General features: G+C 66.0%; 18 protein-coding genes and 1 pseudogene. 2 read left to right on the top strand and 17 right to left on the bottom strand.

What is annotated here, in order from left to right; genetic code table 11:
* Positions 1-506 precede the first annotated feature (506 nt).
* The 7 genes and pseudogenes from BLV25_RS16710 to BLV25_RS08255 form a co-directional block, all read right to left on the bottom strand.
* Positions 507-731, bottom strand: a complete 225-nt coding sequence (locus BLV25_RS16710; protein WP_176819457.1) for a hypothetical protein — start codon at positions 729-731, stop codon at positions 507-509.
* Between the two features lie 118 nt (positions 732-849).
* Positions 850-1,041, bottom strand: a complete 192-nt coding sequence (locus BLV25_RS08280) for a hypothetical protein (RefSeq protein ID WP_092732116.1) — start codon at positions 1,039-1,041, stop codon at positions 850-852.
* A gap of 190 nt (positions 1,042-1,231) precedes the next feature.
* A pseudogene (locus BLV25_RS08275) lies at positions 1,232-1,467 on the bottom strand (hypothetical protein); the annotation flags it as partial.
* Between the two features lie 70 nt (positions 1,468-1,537).
* Positions 1,538-2,326 carry a hypothetical protein gene (locus BLV25_RS17360; protein WP_176819456.1) on the bottom strand — a complete coding sequence of 263 codons (789 nt, stop codon included), beginning with the start codon at positions 2,324-2,326 and terminating at the stop codon, positions 1,538-1,540.
* Between the two features lie 122 nt (positions 2,327-2,448).
* Positions 2,449-3,153, bottom strand: coding sequence for a tyrosine-type recombinase/integrase (locus BLV25_RS08265; RefSeq protein ID WP_256335680.1), 705 nt, complete (start codon positions 3,151-3,153; stop codon positions 2,449-2,451).
* Positions 3,154-3,335: 182 nt separating this feature from the next.
* Positions 3,336-4,805, bottom strand: coding sequence for a polymer-forming cytoskeletal protein (locus tag BLV25_RS08260; RefSeq protein ID WP_092732113.1), 1,470 nt, complete (start codon positions 4,803-4,805; stop codon positions 3,336-3,338).
* A gap of 197 nt (positions 4,806-5,002) precedes the next feature.
* Entirely contained in the window at positions 5,003-5,368 is a 366-nt protein-coding gene (locus BLV25_RS08255; protein WP_021074559.1) for a hypothetical protein, read from the bottom strand.
* A 394-nt stretch (positions 5,369-5,762) separates the two neighbouring features.
* On the opposite strand from BLV25_RS08255, the gene BLV25_RS08250 reads away from it, so the two are divergent.
* Positions 5,763-6,920: a signal peptidase I gene (locus BLV25_RS08250; RefSeq protein WP_092732110.1), complete on the top strand. Its 1,158-nt coding sequence runs from the start codon at positions 5,763-5,765 to the stop codon at positions 6,918-6,920.
* An 87-nt stretch (positions 6,921-7,007) separates the two neighbouring features.
* Here the strand turns inward: BLV25_RS08250 and BLV25_RS08245 are convergent, their stop codons facing one another.
* Entirely contained in the window at positions 7,008-8,069 is a 1,062-nt protein-coding gene (locus BLV25_RS08245) for a DUF5305 domain-containing protein (RefSeq protein ID WP_021074561.1), read from the bottom strand.
* Between the two features lie 281 nt (positions 8,070-8,350).
* On the opposite strand from BLV25_RS08245, the gene BLV25_RS08240 reads away from it, so the two are divergent.
* A complete protein-coding gene (locus BLV25_RS08240; RefSeq protein WP_092732107.1) occupies positions 8,351-8,971 on the top strand; it encodes a halocyanin domain-containing protein in 621 nt (206 codons plus the stop codon).
* A 51-nt stretch (positions 8,972-9,022) separates the two neighbouring features.
* Here the strand turns inward: BLV25_RS08240 and BLV25_RS08235 are convergent, their stop codons facing one another.
* The 9 genes from BLV25_RS08235 to ftsZ form a co-directional block, all read right to left on the bottom strand.
* Positions 9,023-10,081 carry a glycosyltransferase gene (locus BLV25_RS08235; protein ID WP_092732104.1) on the bottom strand — a complete coding sequence of 353 codons (1,059 nt, stop codon included), beginning with the start codon at positions 10,079-10,081 and terminating at the stop codon, positions 9,023-9,025.
* Between the two features lie 108 nt (positions 10,082-10,189).
* The gene (locus BLV25_RS08230; protein WP_092732101.1) at positions 10,190-11,890 is read right to left on the bottom strand and encodes a cobyric acid synthase; all 1,701 of its coding nucleotides are present in this window, start codon (positions 11,888-11,890) and stop codon (positions 10,190-10,192) included.
* Between the two features lie 24 nt (positions 11,891-11,914).
* A complete protein-coding gene (locus BLV25_RS08225) occupies positions 11,915-12,682 on the bottom strand; it encodes a cob(I)yrinic acid a,c-diamide adenosyltransferase (RefSeq protein WP_092732493.1) in 768 nt (255 codons plus the stop codon).
* A 5-nt stretch (positions 12,683-12,687) separates the two neighbouring features.
* Positions 12,688-12,984, bottom strand: coding sequence for a DUF7385 family protein (locus tag BLV25_RS08220; protein ID WP_021074568.1), 297 nt, complete (start codon positions 12,982-12,984; stop codon positions 12,688-12,690).
* 142 nt (positions 12,985-13,126) lie between these two features.
* Positions 13,127-13,582 carry a Rieske (2Fe-2S) protein gene (locus tag BLV25_RS08215; RefSeq protein ID WP_021075178.1) on the bottom strand — a complete coding sequence of 152 codons (456 nt, stop codon included), beginning with the start codon at positions 13,580-13,582 and terminating at the stop codon, positions 13,127-13,129.
* 156 nt (positions 13,583-13,738) lie between these two features.
* Complete coding sequence (locus BLV25_RS08210; RefSeq protein WP_092732098.1) at positions 13,739-14,344, bottom strand: helix-hairpin-helix domain-containing protein; 606 nt, start codon at positions 14,342-14,344, stop codon at positions 13,739-13,741.
* 226 nt (positions 14,345-14,570) lie between these two features.
* On the bottom strand, positions 14,571-15,026 hold the full coding sequence (locus BLV25_RS08205) for a transcription elongation factor Spt5 (RefSeq protein WP_021075180.1): 456 nt from the start codon (positions 15,024-15,026) through the stop codon (positions 14,571-14,573).
* Complete coding sequence (locus BLV25_RS08200; protein WP_021075181.1) at positions 15,026-15,202, bottom strand: protein translocase SEC61 complex subunit gamma; 177 nt, start codon at positions 15,200-15,202, stop codon at positions 15,026-15,028. Before BLV25_RS08200 ends, BLV25_RS08205 begins: the two co-directional genes overlap by 1 nt.
* A gap of 266 nt (positions 15,203-15,468) precedes the next feature.
* Positions 15,469-16,683, bottom strand: a complete 1,215-nt coding sequence (gene ftsZ / locus BLV25_RS08195) for a cell division protein FtsZ (protein WP_021075182.1) — start codon at positions 16,681-16,683, stop codon at positions 15,469-15,471.
* Positions 16,684-16,727 lie beyond the last annotated feature (44 nt).

The raw sequence follows: 16,727 nt of genomic DNA, 5'->3' as shown, positions 1-16,727 counted from the left end.
TCAGCGAGGGAGTACAATCACCCGTTAGAGTCCCTCATACTTTGCTTTTCGCATATAGGCACCCCACGAGGAACGACATTTGATTCGGTCTCGCGGACGGGATTGCCGCCAACATTTGATTCGGTAATGGGGTCGCCGTTGAGCTGTGACGTGGTTTTGATAAAGGATGGCTGGCGCGCGCGAGCCTCCGGTGGGGTCCGGTCATTGGTAACTTCATTGCGATAGAACGCTCCGACAATGACACCATAACCCCTGAAGACCGGTTAAAACACGGTCAGGCGGCTTGCGTGCGGGACATCAAGTTAGGCCGAGAACCGATCTCGAATTTTGCCCTGATCCTATACGATTCTGCGTAGATTCGGGTAGGACTGGTCCAAGGGTGGACGGAAGTTGACGACGGCGGTTCTACCGCAATGTGGCTCTCTTTCCGGACACATCACACTCTGAGATAGGTGTAGTTTGTCCGAAGAATGGTTCTGACCGCTGGCGAGATCGTTGATGGGATCTCAATATCTTGGTGGTGAGTTCTGTCTTTCCGGACCTCCCACGAGGTCGAGTACCTCAGGGCCATACGTGAGTACAGCGATGAACAGCAACAAAACAACGAGCAGTATATTCTCTATCAGCCCTGTCGCCCATACGTTGATAACACCCATGAACTCGGCTGTGGTGAGGTCTTCACCTTGGCTTGCTACGTTCATTATTCCCCATGGGATCGTTAGGTAGAACACACCTAAGACTGCTACAATACCGATTGCTCGCTTCACGAAAACCAATTTCGCGACCAATCCTCCGGCGGACTTTCGTTTTGATCTCATGGTAGTTTACCCCGAGTCTGTGGTTGTTTTTTCAGAGCTTCCGGCCAACATCGGTCAAGAAGTAGAACGCCCCCAATCCACCAGCAGCGATCATCATTATTCGACCCCACGACTCATACTCGCTACCGAGGACACCATTAGAGGTGGCCCACACGATACCGAGACCGATTAGCAACACCATAATCCAACTTGGCAGGTCGCCAAGATTCAGGCTTGATGCCATATCAAATAAGTGGCGCTTGAGAATTTTAGTTGTACTGGCACCGGGGTGAAAGTAAAGGCTGGAAAGGATAATCGAGGGATAGAACGCGTATTGTATCCGAAATTAGGGGGTGTTGATTGATATACATATGTATGAGAAGTTACAAAAACGACCATCTTGCGTGAGAACACCCCCCGACCACCCACCCAGCTTAGAAAACTTCGAGGTAGTCTTCCACGACGGCGCGTTCTTCCGCAGATAGGTCGAACAAGTCGTACACAGCATCATCGATCCCGGCTTCGAGTTCGGCTATGTCGGTCTCCTCAACCTCGGCACGATCTGCCTCCAGACGCTCCAGAAACTCCACCACGCCATCATCGCTTCGGGGAATAGGAATGCTGTTTCCTCGCCGCTTTTGGCGCTACGGCCGTCTACGGCGGCGTGAAAGCTCCTCCCGTGAACTCGTCTGTGGTTAGAACTTCACCGAGGTTCGAATTGCGACAGAACGGCGCGATGGTTATTTTGAGGGCCCTATCAGTGCTCCTGAATATCCACGAATCCATTCTAACAGATCTTGACTTTCCTCCAATTTTCTCTCCACTCTGCGTGTTTCTGACGCCGTACTCATAGAAGTTTCATCAGTAAATGAAAGTGTGTCTGTGCCCTGAATATCAAATATCTGAACCATTGAGTATACCAAACATTCTCTATCCGAGAGCAACGTAGGAGCCAGCGTTTTCATAGCATTAGCGAAGCTGATAGCAAGAGAATACTCCGACCAACGGTCCCATATTTGATCCCTTTGCTCTACTTCAACGTAGGTTAATACACGCTCCGACGCTGATTCTCCATAAACACGATCCTGAATACTCCAAGAATCTTCTTCAATCAACTCGCCCTCATCAGTAGTGACCTTATGAACTGTTCTTTTGGTACGATCAAAATAGAATCCTGCCTCATCATTTACTCCTAATAAAATCCATTGCATATACCCCGACTGCTCGGTTTCGTTGGCCTTTAGCGGGAATGTCTCTTTATCGGATTCTTTAATGGGAGGATGGAATCTTCGGTTTGATTGAGACGAACAGATAGCCGACTTTCCTTTCTCTGTGATTTCATACAACCCACGGGTGACTTGATTCACAAAACCCTGTCTTCCGAGACGAACAAGTATAGTATTTGTTTCGCCTTTGTCCAAGTCAGTTTTGTCACGTATGAGCAGTGGATTTGCTCTGCCATCTAAAAGCACATTCAGAACTTTCCCGTCGTTCTTCTCCAACTCAGATTGCCGGCTTTCTATGGCCATACCAGATATAGGAGATAGGCTTACAAATAACCTACGAAGAACTTACAATGTAAGAACTACGCCGGCAAACCTGTCAGGTATAAAACATCTCACCGAACAAGGGATCCACAGGAGTGGGGTTCTCACTCGGGGACTTCTTGCCCGTAGTCCGTAGCAATTAGCGGCTCGCGGTCGTGGTCGTCGGTCACGTCAGGCCGGCGGTTCTGAATGAAGTCGGCAACCACATCGGCGGTGTCGGGCCGGATCAGCACGTCCCGCTCGCTGTTGTGTTTCCGCTTCAGAGGAGTTCCTGTCTCCGGCCGGTGTCGGATCTCGATCGCCGGCCGTCCCTCATCAAAGTCGTCCACGTCAAGCGTACGGAGACCGCTGATTCGCATTCCGCACTTCCACAGGAGTCGGATGGTGACGTGGCGGAGGCTCGCGTACTGGTACTTCTCAAGTTGGTCGAGGATCTGAACTGCCTCCTCGCGGAGTAGTACGTCGTCGCAGATCTCGTCCTCCTGTTTGACCTTCGTGATCTGGATGAGTTCGTGGAGCCCGATAGGGACGGCCTGTATGGACTCGCAGAACTGAATGAAATTCCGGATCGTCCGCATATCGTTCCGGGCGGTGATCGGCTTGACCGACTCCAACCGCCATTCCTCAAACCGTGCGATAGTGTCGCTGCTCACGTCACGCATATCGGCGGTTCCCTCGTTCTCCAAGAACTCGATAAGCCGCGTGAGTGCGGTGTCGTAGTTGTAGATCGTCTTCTCGGTGACGTGAGTTCGCTTCTTGTTCAGGGACCGAGTCCGTGCGTCCCTCGGGGATGTGGGTTTGAGTTCCATTGCTTGCTTCTGAGTACTCCCCGCAGAACGCCGCGCCGTACCGTCGGTGTTCAAATCCCTCTCTCGGCTTTCAGTCTCACTACGTTCGGCAGGAAAGCCGAGAGAGATGTGAATCGGGGAGGAGTCCGCCTCCGACCGTGAGTCACGCTCCGTCCGGCTTCGAACGACTCGTTCGGAGACCATCACCCAAAGGTGTAGGAGTCACACGGCGTCCCGTCGATCCGCGCCCCGGGAGCGCATTCGATCGTCACCGTCGAGGGGTCGTCGGCCTCGGCCTCGCCGGTGATGGCCGAATTCGGACCCATCCGCAGCGTGGTATGCGAGCCGATCGAGACGTCGCCGTCGACCCGCGCGTTCTCGCCGAGTTCGAGGCCGCTGCCGGCCGTGAGATCGCCTTTGACCTGGGCGTTCCTGCCGAGCGAAACGTCGCCGCCGGCGTCGGCGTCGCCTTTGATCTGGGCGTTCGCGCCCAGGGAGACGTCATCAGCCGCGCTGACGTCGCCCTTGATCTGGCCGTTCCGACCGACGGAGACGCCGCCGCCGTCCGCGGTCGCGGCGCCTTGGATCTGAGCGTTCTCGCCGATCGAGATGCCGCCACCGGCGTCCGCCGACCCTTTGATCTGCGCTCCGGTACCGAGCGAGATGCTCCCGCCGGCATCGGTGTCTCCCTTGAGTTGCGCGTTCTCGCCGGCAGCGACGTCCCCGCCGGCGGTCGTGTCGCCCCCGATCTGGGCCTTCGAGCCGACGGAGACGTCGCCGCCGGCGTCCGCAGACCCTTTGATCTGGGCCTTCGAGCCGAGGTCCACGTTCCCGCCGGCATCGGCGTCACCCTTGATCTGGGCCTTCGAGCCGACGGAGACGTCGCCGCCGGCGGTCGTGTCGCCCCCGATCTGTGACTTCCCGCCGGCCGAAACGTCGCCCTCCGTATCGACGTCGCCCTTGGCTTGAGCCTTCTCGCCGAGGGTGACGTCACCGCCCGCATCGATGGCGCCGTTGATCTGAGCGCTCGAGCCGAGCTGGACCGCCGCGCCGGCCGACACGTCGCCGCCGATCCGTCCCTTGTCCTTGACGATCACGCACTCGGCGGCGTCCACGTCGCCGTTCACCGCCACCGTCGGCGAGAGCACGACGGAGCCGTTGTCGACGTCGATGTCGCCGTTGACGTTCCGATCGAACACCTGCCGCGGACCGGTACAGGCCCCGACGTCGATCTCCTCGACGACGGTCGACCGCGTAAGGGACACGCTGATGCCGTCGCCCCCTTCGCCGACGGCGGTCAGATCGAACTCGATCGTTTCCGGCCGACGTGCGGGATTCACGTTGACCGAGAACGTCGTGCTCTCGCCGGGGGCAAGCGTCGCTTGCTGGAGGCCGTTCGGAATGCTGACGCCCGGATCGGTGTTCGAGGTGAGCGAGATCTCGACGACGAGCGGCTGATTGGCGTTGTTCGTGACCGTGACGAGCGTGCTGCCGCCGCTTGCCTCCACGGGTCGTTCGACGTCGACGCCGAGCAGGGCGGACTCGTCGCTCGCCGTATCGATCTCGCCGATCCGGTCGGCGGTCACGGCCGAGAAGGCGCCGGTTCCGAACACGATGGCCGAGAGGCTGGTGACGATGACCAGCAGACTCACCCATTTGACCAGTGTTGGCATCGTTGATTGTTCCGTTGACCAGCCGAAATTATGTAAACGCGTTTATACTACTCGATACGGAAACAACGGCCCGATCGGACTTGAGCCTGTCGATGAGCTCAAAATCCGGCCGTGAGGCGTGCTGCGCCGGTATCGTGGTCGACTCGACGAACCCAGTCACCGGCGCGTCGATGGCGTCTCCCGCACCGCCGACGGCGTCAGACGAGCCCCAGCACGATGATCGAGAGATTCCAGCCGGTAACGAGGACGCCCAGCGCGCACAGCCCGAGCGGGATGCCCACGTTGTGGGGGCGCGGCACGGCGACCCACAGCGTGAAGAAGCCGCCGAGCAGCAGGACCTTGACCGGCGCGATCGTCCAGATGCCGAACGATCGAACGATCCACACCCCGACGGGGCTTGCCTCGACGATCGTCGGCAGATACAGCCCGACCGCCGTGGTGAGGAGATCGCCGGCTCCGAAGAACGCGAGCGCCCCGAACCACCACCACGGCGTCAGCGCGGTTAACGCCGCGATGGAGGGGGCAAACGGGTCGGAATCATCCGCTCTCGACGTCGGTCTCATCGCCGTTTCCCCGACGTGAGCCGCCGGCGCTTGCGGTCCGGACTCATCATCGTCGGCGTATATGTAGCGAACATATAATTAGTTAACTGAAGTATTTGGGGACGTCGCGCCCGAATCGGGTCGAACGAACGGTCCGTCGGGTAACCACGGCCAGTCGATGGACGGGCTGCGGACAGCCGATGAGTGACCACAGCCAGTCGATGAGTGACCACACGTAGCCACGGTCGCGGGGACAGCTTCATTCCGGTCGGGGACGTAGCGGACGTACATACGATCGACCGGACGTCCCGTGCGACCGGCCCGCGGTAAGGGTCACCGACGGTCGGCGCGCCGAACGCCGTCACATCGCCGCCGCTGTGCCGGCTCCCGTCACGTCGATCGCCGTCGCTTCAGGATGAACCTCACACGTCTCCTCACCGGGCTCGTCACGATCATCGCGGTCCTCATCGCGCTCTCGATACTGGCGGGCGCGGCGTTGGGCCAGCCGATGGGCGTGAGCTACGTCGAAACCGGGAGCATGTCGCCGACGCTGGAGCCCGGAGACGGGTTCATCGCGGTCCCCACCGAGGTCGCGGGTCCGGTCGAACCGGGCGACGTGATCGTCTTCGACGCGGTCAACCTCCACGGCGGCGGGCTGGTCACGCACCGGGTGGTCGGCGAGACGGAGTCGGGCTACATCACCCGCGGGGACGCGAACCCGGTCACCGACCAGGACGGCGCCGAGCCGCCGGTCGATCCGGGACGGATCGAGGCGAAGGCGCTCCAGATCGGCGGGAACGTCGTGGTGATCCCGGGATTCGGCACCGTCGTCACCGGCGCGAGCGGCGCGGTTGGGTCCCTCCAGCAGTTCCTGGCGTCCACGTTCGGCACCAGGGCGTTCCTCGGGACCCAGGGGGCGGTCTATCTCATGTTCGGGTTCGGCGTCGTCACCTACGTGCTCGCCTCGCTCGCCGAGCGGTCGGACTCGCGGCGGCGCGACCGCCACACCTCGCGGTGGACCGGCTCCATCACGCCACAGACCGTCATCGGGGCGATGGCGGTCGTGTTGATCCTCCTGGTGACGGCCAGCATGGTCGTTCCCGCCGGAACGCACACCTTCCAGTTCGTGAGCTCCGAGGTCGCCTCCGAGAACCCGAGCGTCATCCAGCAGGGCACGACGAAGAACGTCACCTACGTCGTGCCCTCGAACGGTCCGTTCCCGGTCGTGGGGGTGATCGAGCCGACGAGCGGCGGCGTGACCGTCTCCCCGGAGACCGTCTCCGTTCCCGGCGGCGAGACGACGAACGTCACCGTCACGATCCAGGCGCCGCCCGACACCGGCGTGTACACGGCGTCGATCCGGGAACATCGGTACCTCGCGCTCCTGCCGACCGGCGTCATCCTGACGCTACACGGGATCCACCCCTGGCTGCCGATCGTGGTCATCGACGTCCTCCTGGGGGTCGGGTTCGTCGTGCTGGCCGTCGCGCTGATCGGGATCGATCCCATCCGGCTCGACCGGCGGCGACACCCGGTGCCGCTCCGCGTCCGGATCCGCCGCTGGTTTAAATAGCTCAGCCAATCCCGCCGTCCGACATCGCCGACCGCAGCGCCGTGCGCGACCGGCGAGCCGAGCGCGTCTCGACTACCGCCGTCCCGACTACCCCTGCCCGCCGGAGAGCCCGACCCAGGAGTCGATCTGGGTGGGGTCGGCGGCGTGGTAGTAGATCAGGTCGTCGTCGACGACGCTGTACGTCTCCAGGTCCGGATCGTAGATGACGCGTTTGTTCGTGTCGATGGCGACGTCGACGAGGTCCTCGAGGGTCGTGATGTAGATGTACTGCTTGTCGGAGTCGGCGGGGAACTCCCCGGTCGAGATCCACTCGTCGTACTTCGACCGGATCACCTCCATCTCCAGCTCGTGGACGTCCTGGCCCCGCACGTTCCAGGCGATCAGTCCCGCGCCGAGCAGGATCAGGACGATCCCGGCCCCGAGGCCGCCGTAGACCGTCGTCATGTCCGGCGGGAGCTGGCGCGTGCCCCGCCGTCGCGTCTGGCTCTCGGTCGCGCTCGCCGAGAGATCGCCGTCGAGCCAGTAGGCGTCGTTGCCCAGCTCGAACGGGACCGTTCCGGAGAGCGTCCCCTCGTAGGTGCCGCCCCCCTCGGCGTCGGAGACGTAGGTCGTTTCCAGCCGGATCTCGGTCGAGACGCTGCCGACGCCGGCCATCGCGTTCTCGTAGCCGTTCACCTCCTCGACGAGGTCGGGGACGTCGACCGACGCCGTCGACTGGTGGGTGCCGTCCGAGACGACGGTCTCCTCGGCGAGCAGCGTCTCCCGCCGTTCCCACACCTGGGCGTCGTTGAACGTTCCCTGGTGGACCACCACGAGCCGATGCGTGATCTCGACGTCCCGTCCCTCCGGCACGCTCGTCTCGACCGTGAGGTCCAGTTCCGGCGTCGAGTTGGTGAAGTACACCGGCTTGTTCTCGATCGTCTCGCCCGCGGCGTACAGTGGCGTCTCGCCGGTGACCGTCGCACTGTGGGAGACCGTCACGCCGAACTCCTGGACGTCGTACTCCTCGGGCGGAAGGTCCTCCACCGGCGGATTGGCGTAGACGTATCCCGCGCCGCCGATGGCGAGCAGCCCGGCCAGGACGAGGGCGGCGCCGAGGATACCGCCGTAGATCGCGAGCTCGCGTTTGATCCGGGCGCTCGTGGACATGGTCAGGGACCGCCGCCGACGGGGCACCAGCTAGTCGCGCCCCGCGTGTCGATCGTCCCGGTTCGCCCGAGCGGGCGGCCACCCATCCGCATCACTGTTCGGGAGGTGACTCGCGAGTCTCTTAACAGTTTGTGGTGTGCCGCCCGCCGGCGTGGCTCGGCGTACGTCTCGTCGGCGTGGCTCGGCGTACGTCTCACCGGTGCGGCACCGTGAGATCCGTCCCCGTGATCCGCGGACCGCGAACCAAAGTATTCACTACAGGGCGTCTCCAAGCCACGGGTATGAGCACGGAGGACGTCTCGCGACGGGCGCTGCTTCGCACGGCCGGCGGCACCGCCGCCGCGGCTGGGGTCGCCGCCGGCGTCGCCGGATCCGCGTCGGCACAGGAGGAGGTTCCGGTCTGGCCCTCGTCGGTCGAGGGGAACGTGAACAGCTACACGGACGCCCGCGGGCAGGACGAGGTAACGATCGCGGTCGGTGCGGGCGACGGCCTCGCGTTCGACCCGACGAAAGTGTGGGTCGACCCCGGCACGACGATCGTCTGGGAGTGGACGGGCAATGGCGGCGACCACAACGTCCACGCGGTCGAGGGCCCCGCCTCCTTCGAAAGCCAGATCACCGGCGAGGAAGGCTTTACCTTCGAGTACGAAACCTCCGAGGAGGACGCCGGCATCACCCACTACCAGTGTGATCCCCACTCCCAGGTCGGTATGCACGGCGGCATCGCCGTCGGCGGGGACATCGAAACCGAATCGACCGGCGGCGACGGCGGCGGGGCGGGCGTCGTCTTCGTTCCCGAAGGCGCGAAGGCGCTCAGCGTCGCCACGTTCATCGCGATGGTCGCGACGCTCGGGATGGCGTTCTTCTTCCTCCGGTACGGCGGCGAGGGCGGCGGCGAGTAGCGACCGACCGCGACGGAAGTCCCGCTTTTCGGACTCGGATTCCCTGCCCGGTTACAGCTGCCCGCGCTCGTCGAGCAGCGACCGATACCGCTCGAGATACCGCTCCAGGATCGGCCGGCGACCGTACGTCTCGAACCCCTCGCCGACCGTCCGGCGTGGTCGGGCGGCGGCGTCCCGAAACGCCGCGGCGAGCTCCTGTGGGCTCGTTACGAGGCTCGCACGGTCGTCGCCCTCCACGAGCTCGTGGGCGCTCGACCCGGCCTGATACTCGACGAGGCCGACGCAGCCACACGCGAGCGCCCGGAGGAGCTCGGACGCGAAGGCCTCCCGGAGGGCCGTCTGGGCGAACACGTGGGCGCCCTTGAAAATCGCGACGCGCTCCGGCAGCGGCCGGTCGCCGAGGAACCGAACGCGGTCCGCGATCCGGAGCTCCGCCGCGGTCGCCTCGGCGGCCGACCGCTCGGGGCCGTCGCCGATGACGGCCGCGCTCCAGTCGGCCTCGCGCAGCTCCGCGAGCCCGAGCAGGAACGACTCGACGTTGGCGTGGCGGTCGAGCCGCCGGGAGTAGACGACGTCGAAGCGGTCGTCGACGGGCGCGGACTCGACGAGGTCGAGGTCGACGCTCTCGGGGATCGTCTCGACGGCGTCGTCGGGCGCGCCGTGTTCGCGGACCCGGGTCGCCACCGTCCGTGCCGGCGCCACGACCGCGTCGGCGCGCCGGGCGAGCAGCCCGTACGCGAGCCGTCCGTCCTCGGGCCGATCGCACCACCAGTCGACGACGACCGGCGCCCGGTGGATGGGGCGGCTCGTGGCGGCCGCGAGCGCGGCACCGGGCGGGCTGTTGACGGCGTGGACCACGTCGGGGTCGGCCCGCCGGAGCGCCGCCGGAAGCCGCACCGCGAACCCGGTCGGGTCGGGATCGGCGACGACACGCCGGTAGTCGATCCCGTCCTCGGTGAACGCCCCGTGGTCGCCGCCCCACCACTGGGCACAGAGCCACGTGACGTCGTGGCCGCGATCGGCGAGCTGACGGGCGGTTCGTCGCGTCCGGCGCCGCGGCGGCGTGTCGCCGTGATGCGGGGTGAAAAGCGAGACGAACGCGACGCGCATACGTGGACGCGTCGTCGCGGGACGGTAAAAACCCACGCCATCCGGCACGCCGCCGGACGGTCGTCGATCCGATTCGACTCCTCCGTACGGTCGATCGTCATTCCGGAGTCAGCAGCGGTCCGGAACGAGGCCGTCGACGGCGACGTGCTCGCGAAGGAGGTTCGCGGCGGCATCGTACGGCGACGGATCCTCGGCGGCGTCCCGGTCGAACCGATCGGTCGGAACGTCCGCGCACGCTGCCACGTTCCTGAGGAACGTCCGTCGAACGCCGGAGTCCTCGAAGATCCCGTGGAGATAGGTCCCGACGACGCCCGACATCTCGCCCACCGCGGCGCCGAGTTCGACTCCGGAGCGGCCACCGGCCGCAGTTCCGGACGCTTCCTCGGCGGACGAAGAGAACGGCGTTCGAAGCCACGAACGGGCGTCGAAGTCGCGGCCGGGATCGGCCGCATCCGCCCGGCGGGTCGCGAGGGAATCAGCCGTCGTCGCCGCGGCGCGCGAGGCGGGGCGCGTCTCGCCCATATGGATCTCGTACCCGCGGATCGTCCCGTTTGCGCCCGCGATCGGCCCGGCGCCGTCGATCCGGAGCGCCGTCTCGACGACGCGCTTCTCGCGGGAGAAGACCGTCTCGACCGGCAACAGGCCGAGCCCCTCGACGGTCGAGTCGGCATCGGTCCCCTCGATTCCGGCGTTCAGGATCCGATCCCCGAGCAGCTGATACCCGCCACAGAGGCCGACGATCGGCCCCTCGAACGCGCGGATCGCGGCGGCGAGCCCGGACTCCCGGAGGTCGATCAGGTCGTCGACGGTGTTCTTCGTCCCCGGAAGCACGACCGCGTCGGCGTCCGCGAGCGGCGTGGCCGCCTCGCGAGCGTCGTCCCGCCGCTGGTCGACCGGGAGGTACCGGACGCGGACGCCCGGCTCGGCGGCGAGCGGTTCCAGGTCCGTGAAGTTGGAGATCCGCGGCAGCCGCGGAACGGCGATCGTGACGGCGTTCGCCGACGGGACGCCGTCATCGGCTCCGCGAACCGCCGGCTGTCGGGCGTCCGCGGCCGGCAGGTCGACGCTGTCCTCCGCCGGCAACCCGGGGTCGTCGAATGGGATCACGCCGCGAACGGGCACGCCCGTCCGGTCCTCGAACGCCTCGATCCCCGGTTCGAGCAGGGAGCGGTCCCCGCGGAACTTGGTGATCACGGCCCCAACGACCCGGTCGCGGAGATCCGGCGGCAGCAGTTCGAGGGTCCCCACGAGCGAGGCGAAGACGCCGCCGCGTTCGATGTCGGCCACCAGGAGGACGTCCGCGTCGGCGATCCGGGCCGTCTCGACGTTGGCGAGGTCGCGATCGTGGAGGTTGATCTCCGCGATCGACCCCGCCCCCTCGGCGACGACCACGTCCGCATCGGCCGCGAGCCGCGCGTGGGCCTCCGCGACCGCCGCTCGTGCGTCGTCCCAGTGGTCCGCGTAGTACTCGCCCGGCGGCGCGTCGGCGACCGCGGTCCCGTTCACGACCACCTGCGACTCCCCGTCGCCGCGGGGCTTGAGCAGCACGGGATTGTGGTCCGTCGTCGCACGGACGCGGGCCGCACGCGCCTGTGCGTACTGCGAGACGCCGATCTCGCCGAACCCGGATCCGGTCGCGCGAGGAACCGCCCGGGCGTTGTTCGACATGTTCTGCGCCTTGAACGGCGCGACCGCGACGCCCCGGTCGGCGAGCAGTCGACACAGCCCGGCAGCGACCGTACTCTTGCCGACGTGGCTCGCGGTGCCGGCGACCAGCAGCGTGCGCGCATCGTGAGGATCCGCCGTCATCGGATCGGAACGCGAGTCATTGGATCAGAACTCGGTTCCCTTGCGCGCCCGCTGGCCGGCGTCGATCGGGTGTTTCTCCTTCGCGACGCGGGTGATCAGGTCGGCGTCGTCCTCCAGGTAGTCGGGACGCGTATGGCTCCCGGTCACCACGAGTTCGAGGGCGTCCGGCTTCGCGTCGATCAGCCCGCGGACGTCGTCGGGATCGATGAGTCCCCTGTCGGCGGCGTACAGCACCTCGTCGAGGATCAGCAGGTGAACCCCCGCCTCAGGGTCGCCCGAGAGGGGGAGCGGCGCGGTCAGGTCGGCGTCGCCCGCCGCGTCGATCAGCTCCCTGGCCCGCTCGAGCCCGCCGGCCGCCTTCGCGGCGTGGTCGTCGTCGGCCGACCCGTCGCGGAACCCGTGCCAGCCGTAATGGCCCGTGTTCTCGTAGGACAGTCCCGGCAGCGCGGCGATCGCGTTGTACTCGCCGCGGTCCGGCTCGACCGAGTCGGCACCGCCCTTCATGAACTGCAGGAGATGGACCCGGTAGCCGTGGCCGGCCGCCCGGACCCCCATCCCGAGCGCGGCGGTCGTCTTGCCCTTGCCGTCGCCCCACCAGACCTGGACGAGGCCGAACTCCTCGGGCGCGGCCGGGGTGATCTCGCGGGCTGCCGGCGTGACGCCCGCACCGGGCGTGTCGCGGTCGGTGGCGTTCGCGTCGTGAGCGGAATCGTTCGCGTCGTGAGCGGAATCGTCCGCGTCGGTGGCATCGCGGTCGACTGCGTTGGCGTCGTGATCCGGCGTGCCGTCCACCGGGATCACTCCTCGTGGATGAAGACGAGGCGTTTCTCGTCGGTCGAGGTGAGACAGAGATGCACGCCCTCCCGGGTCGCGCCGAGCTCCTGCCACCCGGTGTCGCTGACGAACAGCGTCCGGAAGATCCCGCGGTCGCAGTTCGGGTTCGGGCAGCCGACGCCGGCGGCGTTTTTATACACCGTCGTGCCGCCGCCCGAGGAGTGTTTCACGAGCCCGTCGGTGAGCTCCCGGAGCTCGTCCTCGGTCAGTCCATCGTCCGTCCCGTCGGCACGGTCCTCGTCGCCGGTCTCGGGTGACATACCCCTACGTTCTCGACACCGGCACCTGAATGTTACTCCGGGCGGCGATGGTGCCGGCGGGAACGTGCCGGCGGGAACGTGCCGACGGGAACGTGCCGGCAGGAACGTGCCGGCGGGCGCCACGAAACGACGAACCGGCACGCTACGAGCCGGTGAAGTCGATCCGGGAACCGCCCTCGACGTCCGGCCGCTCGGCGGGTCCGAGACGAACGAATGCGTAGTCGGGGTCGCTCAACACGACGTCGCCGTCGCGGACCGCCACCTCGACCGCATCCAGGACCGCGCCCTCACACGGGCCGAAGGTGCAGACGCCGGTGCCGGACTCGAAGTAGGCGCCGTGTTTCTCACAGAGTATCTCCCCGTTCCGAACGGCGGCGCCGTCGCCGGAGTCGATCCGGACGTCGGTCCAGTGTTGGCAGTAGTTTCGGTAGCAGGCGATCCCGTCCGCCAGCGCGATGAGCATCGCCTCCAGTTCGTCGCCGTCGGCACCGCGGTCGCCGGTCTCGACGGACACGTCACCGACCGGCCGCAACGTCACCAGCACCGTCCCGTCCGCGGGCACGTCCGCGGCGGGGAGCATCCGACGATCCTCGTCCATACGATCCGGTGTCCGGCGGGCGGTTTGAACGTTGCGAGACGCTCACGGTCCGACGCGTCTTCACAGAATAGCGAGGCGGATGCCACGGGGCTTGACCTCGAGGCGTTGACGCCCATCCGCTGCGTGTTCGAGTCGGACCGGAGCCATCGAGCCGGGTCAGGCCTCGTTCGCGCGCTCGATCCAGGTCGCCGCCCGAGATTCCCCGACGCTGGCCTTCTCGCCGACCGCCGCGGCGTCCGCGTCGGCAAGATCCTCGACGGAGTCGATCCCGATCTCGGCGAGCCGCTCGGCGTAGGCGGGTCCGATGCCCTTGATCGTCTCGACCGGCGTGCCGGAGGCGCCGTCGGCGTCGTCGGTCGGCGTGCTCTCATCCGCGTCCTCGTCCGAGACGCCCTCGGCGGCGGCCACGTCAGCGTCCTCGCTCCCGCCGCTCACGTCAGCGTCCGGGCTCCCGGCGTCCGCCTCGGCGTCGGCATCCTCGTCCTCCGGCTCGCGGTCCTGCGCGTCCGGACCGGCGGCCTCGGCCGGCTCGGCCGCCTCCTCGGGAGCCACGGCGGCGTCCTCGTCGACGAGCGTCTCCGTCGAGGCGGCCGCGTCCGTCTCGGCCGCGGCGCCCTGATCGTCACCCGCCGCGGTCCCGTCGGGGTCGTGCTCGACCGTCCCGTCGGGGTCGTGCTCGACCGTCACCTCGGTGTCGGTTCGGTCCGACGTCGACGTCCCGCCGATGCCGAGCTTTTCCTTGAGCTTCTGTAGGAGTGCCATACTGGTTCGGTATGCACGGTGAACAGTTAAAAGGCACCGGCGAATCGTCGTTCGAACCGTCCGGCGGTCGAGAGGCGGGAGCCCGGACGGCCAAGAGTCGAGAGTCGGGAACGGTCAAGCGTCGGGAGCCAGGAACAGTCAAGTGGCGAGATCCGGGAACGGTCAAGCGTCGGGGGCCAGGGGCGCCGAGAGCCGGGAGCCGGGAACGATGGTCAGCGGTGGGTCGCTATCGCTCGTCGCTGTCCAGCACGCGGATCTGGTCGCCGCGGACCGTCACCGGGATGGGGACGGTCGCCTCGTAGAGCTCGACGGTCACCTGGTCCTTCCCCTCGTCGATCCGCTGAACGCGGGCCTTCTCGCCCTTGAACGGGCCGGCGATGAGTTCGACGATGTCGCCCTCGGCGATCCCCTCCACGTCGGGGGTCGGCGAGAGGAAGTGTTCGACCTCCGAGAAGCCGCTCTCGGCCGGACCGTCGGAGCCGGAGATGACCCCGCGGGCGTGGGGGATCTCGTCGAGGACGCGGGCGAAGACGCTGCCGTCGTCGGCCTCGACCATCACGTAGCTCGTGAGCTGGTCGGGCGCGAGGACCGCGTGGATCTCCGGCATCTCCTTTTCGGCGAGCATGTCCGCGACCGTCCGCTCCTGGCTCGCGGTCGTCTTGACCGCGAAGATCGACGACATCAGACGCCGACCCCCGGCAGCAGGCTCATGATCATGTAGATCAGGAAGCCGAGGAACCCGATGAGGAGGATGCCGGCGCCGGCGATCTTCGACACCTGCAGGAACTCCTCCGTGGAGGGGGTACTCGCCAGCTTCAGCACCCGAATGTAGCTGTTGAGGTCGTAGGGAACGTCCATATTGGAAGAGCGTACACGACGGGGCGTTTTTTACCTTGTGATGTGTGCCCCGACGGAAGGCGCGGAGCAGCCCCGTCACGTCAGGTGATACCGGGAGAACTCGAACGAGTCCGAATCGGACTGCCGGACGGTCAATCGGACTGTCGGACGGTCAATCGGACTGTCGGACGGTCAATCGGACTGTCGGACGGTCAAAGTGACGGAAGACGGTCCCGGATGGGAACGTTCGGGATGGTTGCTACTCGACGTCGGCGATCTCGATCGCCCTACTCGACGTAGTCGATGTCGTCGGTCGGGTCCTCGACGGCGCCCCCCTCGGCCGGCTGGTCGACGCCCTGCGGCTGGGGCGCCTCCTCGCCGTTCCGGCCGTATATCTGGGGCGACTCGACGCCGGTGACGACGATCATCGTCCGCATCTGACCGTCGATCTCCTCGTCGACGGAGGTGCCCCAGATGATCCGCGCGTCGGGGTCGATCCGGTCGTAGATCTCCTCGACGACGCCCTCGGCCTCCTCGATGCTCATGTCCGAGCCGCCGGTGACGTTCACGAGCGCGGAGTTGGCCCCGGAGATGTCGACGTCGAGCAGCGGCGACCGCAGGGCCGACTTCACTGAGTCCTGCGCCTTCGAGTCGGAATCGGACTCGCCGAGGCCGATCATCGCGACCCCGCCCTTCTCCATCACGGTGCGAACGTCGGCGAAGTCGAGGTTGACGAGCCCGGGCTTGGTGATGAGCTCCGTGATCCCCTTCACCGAGCGCATCAGGACCTCGTCGGAGACCTTGAACGCCTGCCGGACGGGGAGCTTGCCGACGGCGTCGAGGAGCCGGTCGTTGGGGACGACGATGACGGTGTCGGCGACGTCGCGGAGGCGCTCGAGGCCCGCCTCGGCGTTGGTCCGGCGGACCTCGCCCTCGGCGGTAAAGGGCGTCGTGACGATCGCGATCGTGAGCGCGCCGGACTCGCGGGCGGCCTTCGCGACCACCGGCGCGGAGCCGGTTCCGGTCCCGCCGCCGAGGCCGGCCGTGACGAAGACCATGTCCGAGCCCTCGATCGCGTCGTAGATCTCCTCCTGGGACTCGATGGCGGCCTCCTCGCCGACCTGCGGGAGCGACCCGGCGCCGCGACCCTGGGTCTTCTGCTGGCCCATCAGGATCTTCGTGTCCGCCTCGATGTTCACGAGGTGCTGGACGTCCGTGTTGGCCGCGACGAGCTTCGCGCCGTGGATCCCCTCCTCGGTCATCCGGTTGACGGTGTTGCCGCCCGCGCCGCCGCAGCCGACCACGGTGATGTTCGTCTGCAGGTCCTGGAGGACGTCCTGCAGCTCGTCGTCGGTCATCATTCCGGTCTGTGGCGCTCCGCCGGCGCTCGATCCCCCGCCGGCGCTCGATCCCCCGTTCGCGTCCGCCTCGCCGATCTCGCCGGATCCCGCGGATCCGGACTCCTCGGCCTCGTCGATCGCGTCCTCAACGATAGAGTCCATCTTGGCGAAGGGTTATACAGCGAGGTTAATTACCTTTCCCCATT

The sequence above is a fragment of the Halopenitus persicus genome (assembly GCF_900107205.1).
Taxonomy (GTDB): Archaea; Halobacteriota; Halobacteria; order Halobacteriales; family Haloferacaceae; genus Halopenitus; species Halopenitus persicus.
This window is presented reverse-complemented; position numbering and strand designations above follow the sequence as displayed.